This window comes from Dokdonella immobilis, from assembly GCF_900115085.1.
Classification (GTDB): Bacteria; Pseudomonadota; Gammaproteobacteria; order Xanthomonadales; family Rhodanobacteraceae; genus Dokdonella; species Dokdonella immobilis.
On sequence record NZ_FOVF01000013.1, the window covers coordinates 45,327 to 63,472 of the forward strand.

The 18,146-nt window shown below is 60.6% G+C and carries 17 protein-coding genes; 12 read left to right on the plus strand and 5 right to left on the minus strand.

Going from position 1 to position 18,146, the window contains the following annotated elements; all coding sequences use genetic code 11:
- Positions 1–329 precede the first annotated feature (329 nt).
- The gene (gene amaB / locus BM125_RS10535; RefSeq protein WP_092407716.1) at positions 330–1,862 is read right to left on the minus strand and encodes an L-piperidine-6-carboxylate dehydrogenase; all 1,533 of its coding nucleotides are present in this window, start codon (positions 1,860–1,862) and stop codon (positions 330–332) included.
- Positions 1,863–2,294: 432 nt separating this feature from the next.
- Here amaB and BM125_RS10540 point away from each other — a divergent pair, with 432 nt between their 5' ends.
- On the plus strand, positions 2,295–2,918 hold the full coding sequence (locus BM125_RS10540) for a uracil-DNA glycosylase family protein (protein ID WP_092407718.1): 624 nt from the start codon (positions 2,295–2,297) through the stop codon (positions 2,916–2,918).
- Positions 2,915–3,307, plus strand: a complete 393-nt coding sequence (locus BM125_RS10545) for a DUF488 domain-containing protein (protein ID WP_092407720.1) — start codon at positions 2,915–2,917, stop codon at positions 3,305–3,307. The genes BM125_RS10540 and BM125_RS10545 overlap by 4 nt, the downstream gene beginning before the upstream one ends.
- A gap of 72 nt (positions 3,308–3,379) precedes the next feature.
- Here the strand turns inward: BM125_RS10545 and BM125_RS10550 are convergent, their stop codons facing one another.
- The 3 genes from BM125_RS10550 to BM125_RS20215 form a co-directional block, all read right to left on the minus strand.
- Positions 3,380–4,519, minus strand: a complete 1,140-nt coding sequence (locus BM125_RS10550) for an FG-GAP repeat domain-containing protein (RefSeq protein WP_175498016.1) — start codon at positions 4,517–4,519, stop codon at positions 3,380–3,382.
- Positions 4,520–5,127: 608 nt separating this feature from the next.
- Entirely contained in the window at positions 5,128–5,325 is a 198-nt protein-coding gene (locus BM125_RS10560; RefSeq protein ID WP_092407726.1) for a CsbD family protein, read from the minus strand.
- Between the two features lie 161 nt (positions 5,326–5,486).
- Entirely contained in the window at positions 5,487–5,717 is a 231-nt protein-coding gene (locus BM125_RS20215; RefSeq protein WP_175498017.1) for a hypothetical protein, read from the minus strand.
- Between BM125_RS20215 and BM125_RS10565 the strand changes: the two genes are divergently transcribed.
- Positions 5,716–6,510: a hypothetical protein gene (locus BM125_RS10565; protein WP_092407796.1), complete on the plus strand. Its 795-nt coding sequence runs from the start codon at positions 5,716–5,718 to the stop codon at positions 6,508–6,510. The two genes, BM125_RS20215 and BM125_RS10565, sit on opposite strands and share 2 nt — an antisense overlap.
- A 141-nt stretch (positions 6,511–6,651) precedes the next feature.
- Positions 6,652–8,226, plus strand: coding sequence for a GGDEF domain-containing protein (locus BM125_RS10570; protein ID WP_092407728.1), 1,575 nt, complete (start codon positions 6,652–6,654; stop codon positions 8,224–8,226).
- A 139-nt stretch (positions 8,227–8,365) separates the two neighbouring features.
- On the opposite strand, the gene rarD is transcribed toward BM125_RS10570, so the two are convergent.
- Positions 8,366–9,283, minus strand: a complete 918-nt coding sequence (gene rarD, locus BM125_RS10575; protein ID WP_245778889.1) for an EamA family transporter RarD — start codon at positions 9,281–9,283, stop codon at positions 8,366–8,368.
- Between the two features lie 263 nt (positions 9,284–9,546).
- Here rarD and BM125_RS10580 point away from each other — a divergent pair, with 263 nt between their 5' ends.
- The 8 genes from BM125_RS10580 to BM125_RS10615 all read left to right on the plus strand — a co-directional run bounded on the left by BM125_RS10580 (position 9,547) and on the right by BM125_RS10615 (position 17,506).
- Complete coding sequence (locus tag BM125_RS10580) at positions 9,547–9,690, plus strand: DUF3096 domain-containing protein (RefSeq protein ID WP_092407732.1); 144 nt, start codon at positions 9,547–9,549, stop codon at positions 9,688–9,690.
- 140 nt (positions 9,691–9,830) lie between these two features.
- Positions 9,831–10,325 (plus strand): CIA30 family protein, encoded by a 495-nt coding sequence (locus BM125_RS10585; RefSeq protein ID WP_217647851.1) that lies wholly within the window; start codon positions 9,831–9,833, stop codon positions 10,323–10,325.
- Between the two features lie 151 nt (positions 10,326–10,476).
- The gene (locus BM125_RS10590; RefSeq protein WP_092407736.1) at positions 10,477–11,037 is read left to right on the plus strand and encodes a DUF3228 family protein; all 561 of its coding nucleotides are present in this window, start codon (positions 10,477–10,479) and stop codon (positions 11,035–11,037) included.
- 204 nt (positions 11,038–11,241) lie between these two features.
- A complete protein-coding gene (locus BM125_RS10595; RefSeq protein ID WP_092407738.1) occupies positions 11,242–12,378 on the plus strand; it encodes a tyrosine-type recombinase/integrase in 1,137 nt (378 codons plus the stop codon).
- Between the two features lie 700 nt (positions 12,379–13,078).
- Entirely contained in the window at positions 13,079–13,504 is a 426-nt protein-coding gene (locus BM125_RS10600; protein ID WP_217647852.1) for a helix-turn-helix domain-containing protein, read from the plus strand.
- 391 nt (positions 13,505–13,895) lie between these two features.
- Positions 13,896–14,927 carry a hypothetical protein gene (locus tag BM125_RS10605; RefSeq protein ID WP_139224944.1) on the plus strand — a complete coding sequence of 344 codons (1,032 nt, stop codon included), beginning with the start codon at positions 13,896–13,898 and terminating at the stop codon, positions 14,925–14,927.
- 309 nt (positions 14,928–15,236) lie between these two features.
- Positions 15,237–15,725 (plus strand): JAB domain-containing protein, encoded by a 489-nt coding sequence (locus BM125_RS10610; protein ID WP_092407742.1) that lies wholly within the window; start codon positions 15,237–15,239, stop codon positions 15,723–15,725.
- Between the two features lie 1,502 nt (positions 15,726–17,227).
- Complete coding sequence (locus tag BM125_RS10615; RefSeq protein WP_092407744.1) at positions 17,228–17,506, plus strand: hypothetical protein; 279 nt, start codon at positions 17,228–17,230, stop codon at positions 17,504–17,506.
- Positions 17,507–18,146 lie beyond the last annotated feature (640 nt).

Consider the following 18,146-nt stretch of genomic DNA (forward strand, 5'->3'; position numbering starts at 1 on the left):
TCAGTGGGGCGACGCCTGCCTGCGCGCAGATCTTTGTTGCGTCGACTTGAAAGACGGCCAGTCTGTCTGCGTCGACGCGTCGCGATCTGCACACAGGCAGGCGTCGTGACGACTTTGCTACTTGATCAGACCCTCCCTTGCGCGGGAACGTCTGCTGGTTCATGACGGAATGCGGCGCCTTTTCCTGTCACGGCCCGCCGAATATTTTGCCAGTGCAGGTCGGAGCAAGCGGCAGCGCACCCCAACAGCGCCCTCTCATGCGTGCGGAGAGCAAAAAAAACCGGCCGCCAAGGCGACCGGTTCTGGAGTCACGGCAGGCTTCGGTTCGATCAGAACTCGAACTTGATGCCCTGGGCCAGCGGCAGCTCGTCGGAGTAGTTGATCGTGTTGGTCTGGCGGCGCATGTAGACCTTCCAGGCGTCCGAGCCGGACTCGCGGCCGCCGCCGGTTTCCTTCTCGCCACCGAAGGCGCCGCCGATCTCGGCACCCGAGGTGCCGATGTTGACGTTGGCGATGCCGCAATCGGATCCGACTGCCGAGAGGTAACGTTCGGCAGCCTTGACGTTCTGCGTGAAGATCGCCGAGGACAGGCCCTGCGGCACGGCGTTCTGCATGGCGATCGCCTCGTCGAGGGTCTTGAATTTCATGACATAGAGAATCGGCGCGAAGGTTTCGGTCTGGACCACCTCGTCGCTGTTCCTGAGGCCGGTAACGACGGTCGGCAGGACGAAGTTGCCCTTGCCTTCCTTCGCCGTTCCGCCGGTGGCGATCGTGCCGCCGGCGGCCTTGGCCTTCTCGATCGCTTCGAGGAAATGCTTGACCGCTTCCGGGCTGTTGAGCGGGCCCATCAGGGTCTTCGCGTCGGTCGGGTCGCCGATCTTGCCTTCGACCTGCTTGTAGGCCTTGACCACCGAGGCGACCACGTCGTCGTGGATCGACTCGTGCACGAACAGGCGGCGCGTCGTCGTGCAGCGCTGGCCGGCCGTGCCGACCGCACCGAACACGATCGCCGGCAGGGCCAGCTTCAGGTCGGCGGTATCGTCGACGATCATGGCGTTGTTGCCGCCGAGTTCGAGCAGGCTTCGGCCCATGCGCTGGGCGACGCGCTCGCCGACCGCGCGGCCGACCTTGGTCGAACCAGTGAAGCTGATCAGCGGGATGCGGCGATCGTCGACGAAGGCCTTGGCCAGATCGGTGCCGGCGTCATTGAACAGGAAGAACAGATCCGGGAAGCCGGCGTCCTTGAGCGCTTCGTTGCAGATCTTCATCGTCGCGATCGCGGTCAGCGGCGTGCGCGGCGACGGCTTCCAGATGCAGATGTCGCCGCAGATCGTGGCGAGGAAGGCGTTCCAGGCCCAGACCGCTACCGGGAAGTTGAAGGCGCTGATGATGCCGACCAGACCGAGCGGGTGCCACTGGTCGTACATGCGGTGGCCCGGGCGCTCGGAATGCATCGTGTAGCCGTAGAGCATGCGCGACTGGCCGACCGCGAAATCGGCGATGTCGATCATCTCCTGCACTTCGCCGTCGCCTTCGGGCTTGATCTTGCCCATCTCGAGCGCGACCAGCGAGCCGAGCGCGTCCTTGTGCTTGCGCAGCGCTTCGCCGCACAGGCGCACCGCTTCTCCGCGACGCGGTGCCGGCGTCGTGCGCCAGATCTCGAATGCTTCCTGGGCGCGCTTGATGATCGTGTCATAGTCGGCCTGGCTCGAGGCATGGACTTCCGCGATCACTTCGTTGGTGGCTGGATTGACCGACTGCACGACACCGGCATTCGTGGTCCTGGACCATTCGCCCTTGCCGAGGTAGGAGCCGGAATTGGACTTGTCGAGGCCGAGGGCCTTGAGAATGTCAGCGGACATGGAGTCTCCAGAGTTGATTTGAATGGTCGGGCGTCGGGCCGTCGCGCGGAGATTGGGTTGAATCATTCATTCGCAAGCGACGAGGCCCGGTGTGGGCCTTTTGGGAATACCCGGTCGCGGGCGTTCCAATGCAATACGCGGCGCAGCAAGCGGGCCCAAAGCCCTGAATGCAGCCGGACAGGATAGAGCAAAAGGGCTCCGGCTGAAACCATCGGACCCGGAAATGTCGCCGAGGAAAGTCCATGTCCGCTGCGCATGGCCCGGGGAACCAGCGTTCCTGGCGCCGAACCCGGGCATGCCAATCGGGGTCATGGACCATCCAAGGCAGGCCATTGATGAACGGGGGGGCGAACGTGAGCCGGGTGCGAATCTGGAACCTGCATGCAAAATGGGTGTATTCAGACAGGCATGGCAAGTACGGCACGCGCAGAGATGAGTGAACGGAACCGGGCCGACGAACCGCTCGACCAGCTGCTTGCCCAGGTCCGGGCTTGCTGCCATTGCGCGAGCCAACTTCCGCACGTGCCGCGCCCGATCGTCCAGGCCGGCGCCGGCTCGCGTCTGCTGATCATCGGGCAGGCCCCCGGCGCACGCGTACATGCCAGTGGCATCCCCTGGGACGACGCCAGCGGCAATCGCCTGCGCGACTGGCTGCAACTCGACCGTGAGACCTTCTACGACCCGCAGCGCGTCGCCATCATTCCCATGGGCTACTGCTATCCCGGCAAGGGCGCCAGCGGAGACCTGCCACCCAGACGCGAATGCGCGGAACTCTGGCTCGACCGGCTGCTGGCGAACCTACCCGCTATCGAGCTGACCTTGCTGATCGGCCAGTATGCACAGCGGCATATCCTGGGTCCGCGCGCGGCGGGCGGTGTCGGTGCCACCGTGGCCGACTACGCGCGATTCGCGCCGCGTTACCTGCCCCTGCCGCATCCCTCGCCGCGCAACGTCGCCTGGTTCAAGCGCAATCCGTGGTTCGAAGCCGCGCTCCTGCCCGCATTGCGAAGCCATATCGGCAGCTTGTTCGGGAAGCACGCCGGAATGCGACGATGACCCGACCAACCCATCGAGACCTGCCCGATATTCGCCTGCAACGCGCCTACGATGATCCCGGCGCGAATGATGGCTACCGCGTTCTCGTCGATCGGTTCTGGCCTCGCGGCCGCCGCAGGGACGCGCTGCGACTGGACGAGTGGGCCCGCGATCTCGCTCCCGAACCGGCCTTGATCCAATGGTTCGGACACAGGCCGGAGCGTTGGGATGAATTCCGCCAGCGCTATGGCGCGTGGCTCGACGAGCCGGCCCAGGCGCAGCGGCTATCGGAACTGCTTCGGGCGGCCGGTGATGGCGTGCTGACCCTGGTCTATGGGGCGCGAGATGAAACGCAGAACCAGGCGGTCGTCATGCGCGAGGCACTGATCCGCGCCGCGAAACAACAATGACAATGATGTGCAGTCGGCGGAACGGGGCGAGGATCGGTTCGGGCAGTTTTTCGCGGAGGATTCGCCCGGGTGCTAGTCGAAGCTGCCGTTGAAGACGACATCATTGATCAATACGGCGAGGCTGCCCGATTCATAGTCGAGCACGGCGAGATCCGGGCTGCCATCGGCGTTGAAGTCTGCGGTGGCGATCGTCGAAGGGGACGTTCCGAGCGGAATGATCTGCGGCAGGCCGAAGATTCCGTTCGCGCTGCCGCGGAAGACTTCAACCGCGGCCATGCGAAAGTCGGCGACGGCGAGATCGAGGTTGCCGTCGGCGTCGAGATCGACGGCGATGATCGAATTGGGTTCCGAATCGACCCATCCCGCACTCGAGAGCGGGTACTCGATGGCGGGCGCAAACGATCCGTCCCCGTATCCCTTGACGACCGAGATCGAGGCGCCCTCGCCATTGGCCACGGCGATGTCGGCAATTCCATCGTGATTGAAATCGGCGGCGACGAGTGAGCGGGGATTGGCACCCACCGTGTAGTGCGTCGGAGCACCGAACTGCCCGTTTCCTGCGCCGAGAAGTATGGTCAGGCGTCCGACTCCCCAGCTGACCTGTGCGATGTCCGCGTGGCCATCGCCGTTGAAATCGGCTGAAACATTGGAAATCGGCGAGTCGTCCGACTCAAACTCGGTTCGTGGCTGAAAAGTCCCGTTGCCGTTTCCGAGCAGCACCGAAATGTTGCTGCCTTCCGAATTTGTCGTGATCAGGTCCAGCCTGCCATCATGATTGGTGTCGACTGCGACAACGGAGGTCGGACAGGTGCCGACCTGGTGGAGGGTCTGGGCCAGGAATGTTCCATTGCCGACGCCAAGCGCGACGGACACATAGAACGGGCCGCCATACTGGCTCGTGACGGCATAGTCGAGGTTGCCATCGCCATTGAAGTCGCCGGTCGCCAGCGGCTGTGGATGGTGAAAAATCCGGCCATCAGGGGCCGTGGCATAGCTGACGACCGGCGCGAACCGAGTAGTGCCGGTGCCCAGCAACACGGACGCGGTGGAGAGCTGATCATTCGCGGCAACAACGTCCAGAAGACCATCGTGATTGAAGTCTGCGACCGCCATGCCAGCGGGCCGGTTGCCTGCGGGCGATGAGCCCGGTTCGAGGAACACGAGGTCGGCCAGAACCGGACTTGGAATGGCCAGGACGACGCCTGCCGACATGCAGATTGCTGCAATGGAGCGGCTTGCTGAACGACGCATGCGGCCTGCCTCGACGTTGGCGTGATGTGCATGGTAACCCAATATGAATTGTTATATATCCACTGCAGCCACTTCGCGTTTCCAATTGTACGGTCTTGCCAGCGATCCTGCCGTGGTCAGCCGGTGGGTGCAGAATGGGCAGCCGACCGGCATGTCGGTCCCTTCGAGTACGCATCTCTGCGGCCAGGTGGTTTTATGGCAACTGGGTTCATGCGCGAGATCGCGAGGCCTTCGACGCGCAAATGTGCGGTGGCCACTCGCATGCCGAGATCGCTCGCAGAATCGGCGATCGATTCAATGTCGAACGCTGCGAGTTCATCGACCGGCCAGGGTGCGCCGTGCCGGTCATCCGGCTCTACTGCAACTTCGAAGCGAGGATTGCCCAGTCCATGGCCGCGATGGGCATTGGCGCTTTCGTTCCGGAATCAGCGCCGCACGGATCGGCGAAAGGGCAGTGAGAGAGGCTGACAGTTCCCGCGAGCTCCGGGCGGACCGAGTAATGATGCAGCCTGGAACGCAGGAGGCCCCGCGATCGCGGGGCCTCCTGCTGCGCTTCCGGACGGGGCGGCTCAGATCGAATTTTCGAATTCCCGAACGGCCTTCTTCGCTTCGTCACGGGCCATGCCGTAGCGCTCCTGGATCTTGCCTGCCAGGTATTCGGTGTTGCCCTCGGCAACATCGAGGTCGTCGTTGGTCAGCTTGCCCCACTTCTCCTGGATGCTGCCCTTGAGCTGCTTCCATTTACCCTGGATACGATCTTCGTTCATGGATTTCTCCCTTTGGATTGGATTGTTGCGGAGAGTCGGCAATGCACCCGATCCGGTCATGCCCGCCGTGCCCCGCTGACGATCACCTTGCCCCAGACTCCATGCATGCAAGATAAATTGGGAATCCTTGCATGCAGTCGCCGTTCATGCGGCATGTCCGTTCAGGTGCTGATTTTTAATTGCAATTTGTTTACCGATGGCACGACTTGGCATTGCGCTTCCCGGGCAGGTTGATACCCCGGGGATGGCGTCGGGGTCGCAGGATGGAGGTAGGCGAAGTCATCGGGCCTTCGTCGGCCTTCGGTGAGCGAGGCTTGCTTCACATCCGGGCGAGTGATGAACTCGGCGACCAGGGGCATGGCCCGCAGGGTGTCGGTGCAGGGGACGAGCATGCATTTTCGCGTTATGCACAATTTTCTTCTGGTCCTCGCCTGCCTGCTCGGATCGGCCAGGGCGGAGACAACCGTACGTGTGCTCGAGACGTGGCCGCCGGGAGACCGGGTGGAATTGGGCAGAAATCAGAGCTTCTACTTGCGTCTGGCCTATGCCACGGATGTGCCGGTGCGCATCTGGGTGGCGCCCTATCGGAACGGCGAACGTGTGGACGCGGGCAGCAATCCTTCCGCGATCCATTCCGGCCGTGGTGAGGCGTTGGGATGGTTCTTCTTCATGCACCCCGGCGCCGAGGTCGACGAAGTCCGCATTACGGCAGGCGATGGCAGCGAGGCCAATACGCGGCTTGTTGCGGTCTGGAATGGGCGCGTGACAGGGGGCGTCGAACCTGCCGACGACAGTCTGATCGCACCCGGGTGGATAGCCGAATTGACGGCGCTGGCCAGGAAACAACAGGACGAGGCCAATCGGGCGCGGGAGAGTGCGCCGGTATCCACCGGAGAGGTCGTGCTGTTTGGCGGCTTCATGCTGGGGATGCTCGCTGTCGGGGTGCTTGGACTGGCCTGGCCGGCCTGGGGCCTCTGGCGCTGGAGGGGTGGCTGGCGCCTGGCTGCGGCGGTCCCGGAAGCATTGATGGTGTTCGTCGTCTTGCGGATCGTGACCGGCGTCGCGCGTGATCCCACTTCGCATAATCTCTGGCCATTCGAAATTCTCCAGGCGGGCGCGTTCGGCCTTGCCTGGATGGCGGTCCTGGTCGCGGCGAGAAGGGTTTTCGGCCAGCGACGTCCATGATGGCAAGGTGGACCGGCACGCCATTCTGATCGGCATTGGTGGTTTTTTGCATCGGCGGCCGGCCATGGTCGACCAGAGGAGGCCACGCCGCCATTCTTGCCCACTCTCGGCCCTTGGCGCAGACTGGTTCCGGGGGAAATCATGGTTCTCGATATCCGCACGGTCGTCATCGTCGCCGCCTTGATCGCGCTGATCATCGGGGTCAGCCTGTGGTTTGCCCTGCGAAATCAAAAGGCCGCGATGGTGTCCAGCATCCGGATCTGGATGCTCGGTGTTCTGCTGCTGCCGACGGGCTGGGTCCTGTACGGACTTCGCGGGCTGCTGTCGGACTTCGTGACGATCGTGGTCGCGAACGGTCTGTTGAGCCTCGGTTTCGCCAAGCTGGTCGAGGCCGTGCGGGATTTCGTCGGTCGTCCGCGAAATCGCGCGCTGATCTACCTGCCGGTGCTTGCCGTCGTTCTGGGCGAGGCGGTCTTCAGCTATCTCGCGCCGAACCCGCGCGTTCGCGGTGTCCTGGTTGCGGCCATCATCGGCGTGCAACTGGCTTTCGCGGTCTCCGCACTGATGGCGCGTGCGATCGCTCGACCGCGCAGCCATCAGCTGACCGCGGCGGCGTTCTTGCTGCTCTCACTGGTGCTGCTCGTTCGTGCTGCACACGAGTTGTTCCAGCCTCATGCATTGCCCGGCCCGTTTGCGTTCTCGCTGATGCAGTCCATTGCATTTGGACTCGCGGCGGCGTTCCCGATTGCCGCAACGCTGGGATTTCTGTCGATGTGCAACGACAGGTTGAATCTGGCCCTGGTTCGAAACCAGGCGCATTTCCGCGCCATAACCGACCATATGCCGGCGATTGTGGCGCATATCGATACGCGCGAGCAGTTCACGTTCGCGAATGCCTATCTGGCTCGATTGCTGGGCGTCGAGCCGGATGATTTCGTGGGTCGCACCCTGCAGGAAGTATTTGGGCCGGCGGCCTATGCGGAGATTGCTCCGCATGTTCCCGCGGTCCTGCAAGGCACGGCGCCGACATTCGAGATGGCGCACTCCTTTCAGGGCAAGCAGCGCTTCTTCGAAGCATCCTTCGTCCCTGACCTGGATTCGACTCGAGGCGTGTGTGGTTTCTTCGTGCTCCTCTTCGACATCTCGCGACTCAAGCTCGCGAAAGAGGAACTGGCCAGGGTGGCGCAGTGCGACAGCCTGACCGGACTGGCCAATCGCAAGGCATTCGGCGAGTCGCTCGACCGCGCATTGGCCCGCCCGGGTCCGCAGGATCGATTGCTCGGCTTGCTCTACATCGATATCGATCACTTCAAGAGCATCAACGACCGATACGGACATCTGACCGGCGATGGTGTCCTCTGCGAGTTTTCAGCGCGGCTCAAGCGCTGCATTCGCGAATCGGATCTTGCCGCTCGCCTGGGGGGCGATGAGTTCGCCGTGCTCATCGAGGATGCCGAATCGTCCGAGGCGATTGAGACGGTCGCGCGCAAGCTTCTCGATATGGTCAGGGTCGACTTCGTCGTCGATGGTCATGCCCTGAGGGTTGGAGTCAGCATCGGAATCGGCATCTCGCGGTCCGGCGCCGACCCGACTGCCTTGTTGCGCATGGCAGACGAGGCGCTGTATGAGGCAAAGGTGGCCGGGCGCGATGGCTTTTGCATCGCGCGGGTCGGAATCGATCCGGTACTTTCCGGGCGGGCGGATCCCCTCCGCTGAATCCGCTTGCCGGCCCCGGTACGGTTTGCGCCGGTCATTCCAGCGCGCATTTCGCTGTCAATGCCGATGTGGCGCGCGCGACGGGCTGCCATCCGCAGAGCGGTCGGCCGATTCGCATTTGGTGTATCGATGGCCCACGCTATCGAGGGGAGGTTCGCCGCCTCGAGCGCACGATGCCCTCGATCGCGAAGATGCCCAGGGCGATCCAGATCAGCGCGAAACCGACCATGCGGTCGCGACCGAACGGTTCGCCGAAGACCAGGACACCACAGAGCAACTGCAGGGTAGGGGCCATGTATTGCATCAGGCCGACAACCGAGAACGGAATCCGGCGCACGGCTTCGGCAAAGGCGATCAGCGGAATCGCGGTCAAGGCGCCGCCGAAGACGAGCAGGATGCCGGCCTTGAGGCCCCAGCCTCCTGCGGCTGGGGAAGCAATGAATCCACCCTGGCCATGGCTTTCGGTCCAGAGCAGGAATACGAGCGCCGGCAGGAACAGGTAGATGCTTTCAACGCCGAGACCGCGCACGGGCGGCACCGCCGCAATCTTCCGAATCAATCCGTAGAGACCGAACGAACAGGCCAGGGCCAGGGCGATCCAGGGGAAGCTGCCGTAATTGAAGGTCAGCCAGAGCACGCCGGTGGCGGCGATCGCGACCGAAATCCATTGCGCGCGGTTCAGTCGCTCGCCGAGCAGGAACACGCCGAGCACGACGTTGAGCAGCGGGTTGATGAAGTAGCCGAGGCTGGTCTCGACCACGTGCCCGGCGTTGACCGCCCAGATGTAGAGGCCCCAGTTGAGGGCGATGAGCGTTCCCGAAAGCGCCAGCATCCAGGCCGCGCGCGGTTGTCGGAGGGTTTCGCGCAGCCAGCCCCGACCGTGGCGCCAGATCAGCCAGCCACCGACCATCAGCGCGCTCCAGAGGATGCGATGGGTGATGATCTGCAGCGAAGGCACTGTCTTGAGCAGATGCCAGTACAGCGGCATCAGCCCCCAGATGGCGAACGCAACGGTGGCAGCGGCGAGACCGCGCGGATCGATCGATTGGGTAGACAGGGGTGAATCTCCTCGGCCGGACTGCCGGCATCCAGGGTCGTATTGTCCCGGTTTCCTGAGGCGGTGGTCAGGTTTCGCTGTTGCCAGCGCACGATCGGCGCCGCAACCGCGTTCCCGTTGCCGTCGACTCTCCACCCGCGCCATCCAGGTTGCGCGAGACCGGGCCTTGGCGCTGTCGGTGCGTTCAGGCAGGGTCGGCTATACCTCGTCCCCGTCTGCCATTCACGGACACCGCGCCGGCCTTTCCATCGGAGAACATCACTATGAACATCCATATCGCAGCCCAGCCCTTGATCGCTCTGATCGCCGGCATCCTGATCCTGATCGTTCCGCGCCTGCTCAACTACGTCGTTGCCATCTATCTGATCATCGTGGGCCTGATCGGCCTCCTGCCTTTGCTGCGCTGATTGCATCAGTCCATGTTTACAGTGATGTTCCGCCGGTCCGATTCGGTTCGGCGGCACCCGGTGACGTGGCTGGCGAGGCGCATTCCGCCTAGTGCGACATTTTTTTCTAGTGCGACATTTTTTGTGGAACCCACTCCGACGTGCGCACACTGATGCAGTTCCAGGGAGATCCGGCCGAACCGGCCTGGGTCGCCGTCAACGATGGCGTCATGGGTGGCCTCTCGCGGGGAGGTGCCGAAATCGTCGATGGCGAACTGCGCTTTTCCGGAATCCTGTCGCTGGCCAACAGCGGCGGATTTTCCTCGGTACGTGCACGCGGCGTCCGATTCGACCTGGCCCAGGTCCGGCAGGTGGTGCTCAGGGTGCGCGGAGACGGTCGCGACTATCAACTCAGGCTGGCCACGGACGCCAACCTCGATGGCAAGCCGGTTTCCTATGCAGCCACCTTCGCCACCAGGGCCGGAGACTGGCAAATCGTCCACGTTCGACTCGATGCGCTGAGGCCGAGCGTGCGCGGTACGCCCCTGAGTGGTCCGCCCCTCGACGCCTCGAGCGTGCGCGAGATTGGACTGCTGATCGCAGACCGCCGCGACGGCCCGTTCTGTCTGGCCGTCGACTGGATCGCCGTCGAGTAGTCCAACCCCGGACCGGCAAGATGAAGCAGGGCTCCAGACTTTTGCGCAGGCGCGGGAGTGATTGCGGCCTGCCTTGCTGGATCCCTCGTCGACGGGCCTCGGGGTGGTTATTCTCCGGAATCGAACCCAGCCGGCGTACCCACGGCCTCACATGACCTCGATCGTCCTCACCGAATTTGCCAGAACCCGGTTGTTTCCTCGCGTGGCTCGGGCCAACACGATCCAGGACTGCACCGCGCAAGCCTTCGAGCGCCGTCTCAACGAGGAGCCCCCGCTCAAGGTGCTTGAGGGCTATGCCCCGTTCTGCGCCTTGCATGTCCATCGCAACTGGACATCGACCCGCTGCATCGTGCTCCCGATCACCGGCGAGAATCGTCATCGGCTGCGATCGGCCTACGAAGCGCGCAGCACGGATGAACTGCCGGTGCTGGTGCGCTGGTTCGAGGGCGTCCAGGCGCCCGTGGCCGATTTCCTGATACCGATTCTGTACAGCCGTGAACAACTGGCGAAGGAGGGTTCGCCGATCACGGCCGAATGGGGCGTAGTCGGCTGCCTGTACACCGCCGAGCCCGAGGAAATTCCGATGGCGCCGATCACGATGATGCGCAATGCCCTCGGCGTCGATCAAGGCGGCTCGGGCGTGCCGCTCGATCGCGCGGCCTATCTGGCCAGCGTGGCGTTCTGGGAAGCGCACGCAAACTGGCGTGGCTGACAGCATGGCAGTGGCGACAGACCTGCCACTTGACCAGGGTCGCCCCGATTCGGGACGAGGGAACCAGTGGCGGCCCCGATACGATTCGAACGTACGACCTTCCCCTTAGGAGCAGGAAGGAATTCAGCATTATATTGATTTAGTTGCTGCACGTGGGAAAAAGCGGGGAAAATAGGCCCGACTCCCTGGCTAACCGGTGCATCGATGACGAAGCGCACGAGTTCCCTGAAAGCAGCCGGTGTCTATGACCGGGGCAAGGCGTGGCAGGTGAAGATTTCCCGGGCAGATTCGAGGGGCCTGCTCCATCGCATCAATCGCTCTTTCCCCTACGACGCCTTGGCGCCAGCCTCCCATCCCTACAGTCGAACCTCCCGCTTCCACGAGGCCGCGGCGTTTGCGGCTTCCGAGCGGAATGCGCTGCGTATCGAGAGGCGTTCATTGCCCGAGACGAAAGCCGCCCAGACGCTCGGCGTATGGCTCGACCGGTACGAGCGCGAGGAAACACCCAAAAAGAAGAGCGCGAACCGGGAGCGCAGCACGCTCTCACAGATTCGGGTCCTCTTTCCCCACTTGCTGAAGCGCCAGGTTGCTGATTTGAGACCTTCCGACTTCGTGGGCCATGAGCCGCACAGTGTCGAAGGCATCATGCGCAAGGTCTATGCACCCGCGACTATTCGGCGCTATCTGACGACGTTGAGCCACGTCTACACGGTCGCCCGCAGTCGGTGGAATTACGAGGGCGACCATCCGCTGCGCGGCGTTGAGAAGCCGTCAGCCCACGATGAGCGCACTCGAATCATCAGTGACGAGGAATGGAAGCGAATCGAGGAGGGTTGGGGAGAAACGAGTCCGGCGGTCGTTGCCGCTATTCGTTGGCTACGCTGGACTGCCGCGCGGCGAGGGGAGGCGGTCGCGTTGTCCTGGTCGGACATCGATTGGACCTCGGCACCGCCCACTGCGCACCTTCAGAACACCAAGGCAAAGCATGGGACTCCTGCGCAGAGCCGACACATTCCATTGGTCCCTGAGGCAGTCGCGGCACTGGAGCCACTAAAGAGCGGAAACTGGCCGACATCCGGGAGGGTGTTTGATGGCATCAAGGCCGACTCGATTACCCGGGCTTGGGCCAGGGTCTGTGTACGGGCGGAGGTGGTTGATGCGCGGATTCACGATCTCAGGCATACCCGCATTACTGAGATGGCGCCTTTCCTTCCTCTTCAAGTTCTAGCGCGTCTGACGGGGCATCGAGAGCCGGCGACTCTGATGAGGTACTACAACCCATCGGGGAAAGATGCCGCTGCGGCGGGGAGGGCATTAGTGCCACGCGCAGCATTAATTTAGGCGAAAAAATTGTTGAACTGCTGGTTGGGGGTCGTGGAAGCTAGATATACGCAGCTGAACTGTGTAGTGTGGACACATAACTAATGCACATATCGTTTTTGCAGCGGCTCTCATATGGTCGACGAGTTGGATTACTTTAGGTAAGATCCGATTCGCGCTTGAACTGCAATAGATATATATATCCAAAAACGTTTTCTTTGGATCAATGGGGGGCGCATGTGGCAAGAAGTGTCGGATGTGGTCAGGCGAGGTTTGCGCGGACTTCTGGAGGCAATTAAAACCATTCTCGCGTTTTTCCGAGACTATTTGGTTGGTGGTGGCGGGAATGAGGGAAGCTGGCCCCTCGTACTTATCCTGCTCATCGTCATTTGTATAATAGCCCTCGTAGTCAATCAGTTGGTCAGTTAGTGCGGTGATGCTTCCAGATCACCTATCTTAAGAAACCAAAATAGATGATATGCGCAGTAAGAGTTCCGACTGCGCCGCACAAATAGCACGCAACCATATGTTTGTAGTACTCGCTTTTCATTGGTATTTCACCTTGAGATGGGAGTTCATCCAAGCAGATGTTTCGAGATTGTCAAGGGAGGTTAGCTAGTGAATTGGTGATCGAATATTCATCGCTAGTTAGTTGTGCTATTTGTATCTAGTCCTACCAAGCCTATAGACGAGGTTGAGTATTGCAAACCTTGCTGCTGTGATGAAAGATGAGATCACCCGACTCGCGCGCAGAGCTCTGAAAACAGAGCTGGATACGCTCCGAAAGGCAGGGGCCGGCTACCGTCATGACATTGCCGCATTGAAACGCCAGGTCGCTGCGCTAGAGAAGGGCCGGGCGGCGTTGGAGAAGCAAGCGCACAAAAACGCACCAACACCCAGCCCGTCAGTGAATGGCGAGCCTGCGGGGAAGAGTCTACGGTTCTCAGCGAAGCGACTGAGGGCTCAACGGAAAAATATTGGATTCTCAGCCGAGGACTTCGCTCGGCTTTTGGGCGTGAGCGCTCAGTCCATTTACAACTGGGAAACCGGGAAAGCCATTCCGCGTCGACAGCAACTGGAGGCGATTGCGGCGCTCCGGGGCATTGGTAAGCGCGAGGCATCTTCGAGGCTGGAAGCCAACGCGTGAGTCTTGATGGACTTTAACGCTTGGGATGTTGGGTCATCTGAATCCTCAGCAGGAGGTCGTACCAACGAAATTGATAGTCTGAACCTAGCAGCCGTGATCAGCATTCCGATGTGTTGATCTGCTTGCCCCGGACTTCGTTCGCCGCCGTACTGGACGCTTTCCCGCCGTCGAGTGTCGCCCTAGCTCTGGCGCACCTGGCGCCTCGCCGAACCCGTCAGCTTGTGCGAGACTCGTCGCATGTCGACCGATTGGCCAGCACGCTGCAAAAAAAGGGAGAGGCGGCCACCTGCGGCACCGGCTTGAGCCGGATTGAATTCAAACTACACCAACGTGTGCTTGGTCTCGCACATTCGGGTTTTGATCCAGCATGGCCCTCAGGAATCCATCGCACATGACAACACCACCGCGCCGCGCAGCGGCTATCGAGGATCGTCGGGAAACCGCTCAAGCGGTGGCGAAGCTTAAAGCGGCGTTTGAGGAAGGCGCGCAACATTTTTCTGCCTACGGAGTCGGGGGTCTTTGGCAACCCTATCTCGGTCTCGGAATCTGCATATTTCAATACCGACAATCCGCCAAACGTTGGTGGATTGCCTTGGGGCGAAGCCAAGTTCGGTTCAAAGACAACCTCGTGGTCGAGATCAATCCTCCTGTCGGTGGCATTCGCCGAGATTTCCAGGGTGTTGTCGCCCTAGTGAAAGGCAAGCAATGGCTATTGCATCGAGGTCGTATGCAACTGCCTGGCAAGCGCATTTCGGAATCGGACTCGCTGTCGATCAGCAGTCATCCCACTGCGGAGGTGTCGTTCTCGGACAATAGCACCGCAACCTGCTTGGTCGTAGCGTGCTTGGACGAAGAGCCTGCCCTCATCCGCAATGCCGTCGCGAAGTTTGTGCGCGAGTGCCAGCGCATTCGCGACCACTATAGCTGGGGAGTCGAGGTCGCCAGCGAAGAAGCGGCTGTCGAGCTGGCAGAAGCCGGCGAAGAAGACGAGGGCAATCCTGAGTCCGAGGGAACCTATGTCACCCCACCGAGAAGCGCCGTAACGGTCAAGCGCCGACACGGCTCAGTGTGGAAGACACTGAAACTTGCTCTCGCGAAAGGCGGCGTCAATTCCACCAACAAGCGGGTCGGACGATTTGGTCCGGATCTGAGAACCTTGAAGCCGCAGCGGATTCTTTTCGAGATAAAGACGACCATCTATGCCGCCGCAGTGCAGCAGGCTTTGGGTCAGTTGCTGCTGTACGAGCAGACTCTGGGAGCGCCTCATATCAAAATCCTGGTGCTTCCACACGGCCTCTCCATAACGATGCGAGAGGCAATCAAGGCGCTCGACATTCTTGTGGTCGAGTATCGGTGGGTCGGCAAGTCAGCTGTTCTCGATAAGCAGGCGCTCGACAAGGTGCTTGCCGCCCGGGGTCGGTGAGACTCAGAAGCGCTACGAAGGGCCGCACTGAAAACAGTGATCCGATTTACGTCGAGTGGGACGTCCTCATGCTGGCATCAGTAGACGATTTGGTAGAATTGCAAGTCGATGTCGAGCCGGCTTGCCAAATCCCAACTTTACCCATCAGCTCTTCATGCGCCTTTCAGTTGGACCCTAGCTTCACCCGCGCAGCGCGCAACGGCGTTGCCGTGCTCCACGTTGTTTCGCTCCTTCGGATGCGCTCCGCATATTCGGGCTTCGCCGTTCCGGTTCCACCGGCGCACTCCAGTGCCGATGGAGCGAAAACCAATGAACCAGGCAACCCGCGACGTACTAGGCCACTACCACCTCAGTGGGCCGCAAACTGAAGCCGACATCCTTAGCCTCGCCGAAGGCATCCTTCTTCGCCGGCTCGAACGCCTCGGTTGGCTCACAGACCCAAAGGCATCCGCAGACTTCCTTCGCGCACGGCTTGGAAATCTTGAGCATGAAGAATTTCACGCAGTCTGGCTCGACAACCGGCATGGGATACTTGGGGTCCAGCACCTTTTCACAGGAACTGTAGACGGATGCTCCGTCTATCCGCGCGAAGTCTTGCGCCACGCGCTCCGGATTGGCGCGGCAGCGGTGATATTCGCTCACAACCATCCGAGCGGTAGCGTCGAGCCCAGTGCGGCAGATCGGGCAATCACAATCCGCTTACGTGACGCGCTGACATTGGTTGATATTCGCGTTCTTGACCACCTTGTGGTTGGTGCAAGTGGCACCACGAGCCTGGCGCAGCGAGGATGGATCTGAGTTCAATCGCACAGATGCCTCTGGCGGCCATTCAGCCAAGGGCATCTATCAAACATCGGGCGGGCCGGCTACGAGCCGGCTTCGCCTCTCTCATGCTCTTGGCCACGCTTTCGTACGGTCATGCGAAGCGTCGGTGACTCGATATAGCGCACGCGCGCGTCCATCAATAGACCAATCAGGTCGGATTTTTCAATGTCCCCGAGTCCGGTCGATATCACCGTGTCTCCGAGCATCAGTCGTCGCCGCAGGAGATTGCGTCGATTCTTGTTCTTTTCGCGAGCGGAGACTCGCATCTCATGAAGCAGCTTTCGGGCGCGAAGCTGAGCGACTCGTTGGGTCGCTCGCACAAGTTGAGCCTCGACACCTTTCCCATCCCTGCCGGCAGTCAATGAAATGCTCCCGGCCGACGTGGCCCACGAGTCAGAGGCACGAACAGGCTCGAATGCCTCAAACGTTGCCGTCGAGCATCATCCAAGACGAGGCGAGGCGGTCGAAGTGACATGCGTTGTCGACCCGATGATCTTTTGCTGCCTTTGATGAGGTCCGCGCCTTTGATGAGGAGGTCGCTCAATCGTGCGAACTCAACCTCAGTTGGTTCGGGTGGGCACTGGATGAAGTGCGCGTCATGAAGGCCAGGAAGGAAAACAATGATCTGGTTGAGGTCGATGAGTAGAGAGCGGAGTTCTTTTGATAGATGCATGAGAGGCCTCGTTGATGTGGATGCAGCGTTCACATCAGAAGTATCATTTCGAGGCAACAGCACAAGTCCCCAACTACGCGCAACTCTCATCGCACGAAGTGAGCATCCCAATAGATTCGATCGCCCGATAGTGGGTACTTGGCTATGAAGTTCGCCCTATGGATTCTGAGCCAGATCAGCTCAGCGCTCAATGATGAAATGAGGAGGAAACTCGAAGATTTCCAATGATCGTGAATCGCGCTGATTCAAGGCGAATGGCGTGACAATCGAGCAGGGCAATAGCGCACTTACGCAAACTACGTTTGCCCGGTACCCTGCGGGCCTCGGAGAGCGCCGGAACTTCGCCCCGGACCCCGCCACACTACGGCGCAAGGCAAGGTAAACAGCGACAGCCTACTGCTTCTGTTGCTTCTCCATTCAAGCGCGCACGTTCAAAATACAAAGTGACACTGGGTCACAACGAACCACTTGGACAGTCTCGCAGGCTCCATAGTTCGCAATTTGAGACAGTGAGCCAATGGGCGCGCAATGGCGATCTGGGCTCTCGATGGATCATAGTCGGCGGTCGATCAGGGGTAGAATTATCGCTCAATGAGCCTATGCAAACGACGCGCCGCGTCCATCGACGCCACTCAACGTCAGGAGATGTTCTATGTACGACCCCCAGATACATTCGGTTCAAGTGCCCGCAGACATCGTCTTTGAGCAACTTCTAGTGAAGTTATCGTCGGATCTACGTTCAATCATAGAGCGAGCATCCGCTAACGGATCGCAATCCCTTCAAGGTCCCGCAATCTCAGAAATGAGAGATGTGACCGTGAAATGCCTAGATGACACTGTTCGCCAAGTCAGTTCGCTCTATGAACGGGGATTCGCGCGTTTCCCGGTCGGGCCAGGTCTTGACACAAGAAGGATGCTCCAGACCGACGGGCTAGATCATCTCACCGGTCAGATTGACACCATTGCACAAACCTACGTTGAGTTCGTTGCGCAGCACGGTAGGGCGACGGTGAATGTTGGAAGTGAGGTGGAAAGCAGCAAGAACCGCCTTAGATTGATGATCGAGAAGATTGCTGGCTAGGCGCTAGAAACCTGATATTGATATCCGGTTGCTCGCGCTCGATCTTCCCAAGCGGCCATACTGCGTTTGCATGCACTATGGCCTTGCGCCTCCCTTTGGCTGCGCCCAATGGCTACCGAACAATAGTTACGACAGTCGAATTCTGCCTCAACTGATGGTTTCTCAGTCAATCGATGGAGAGCTAGGAGCAGCTAGCGAGTGAGGGCCAGAATAGCCAGCGCGAGCGCATACGGGAAATAGAATAGGACTTCCGTCCCCTAACGATTCCCATGGATTCCCATGGCGCGAATCACATGGGATCCGTTCATTTCCTTGTCGTCGATTGGTGGAAGGCAGAGTTCACGAGCGGAGCGCGAACTTCGTTGGTTTCCGTCCGCGCTTTATCCCGCATGACTTCATCGAGCGCATTGGTACGAAAGCGCGCGGAAGGATGCTCAATGCGCACGGTGCAGGATGGATTGCAGTGGCGATCCCTTAGTATCCACGTACACTGAATATTCGCTCGGCATAAATCATGCCAAGAGGTTGTTTCCTCAATCGTCAAGCTGCCGCTCGCGATTCTGAGAACGACTTCACGCAATAGATGCGCGCATGTTGCGTATGTTTGGCGCAGAGTACACATTAAGGCTCTGTGTACTGA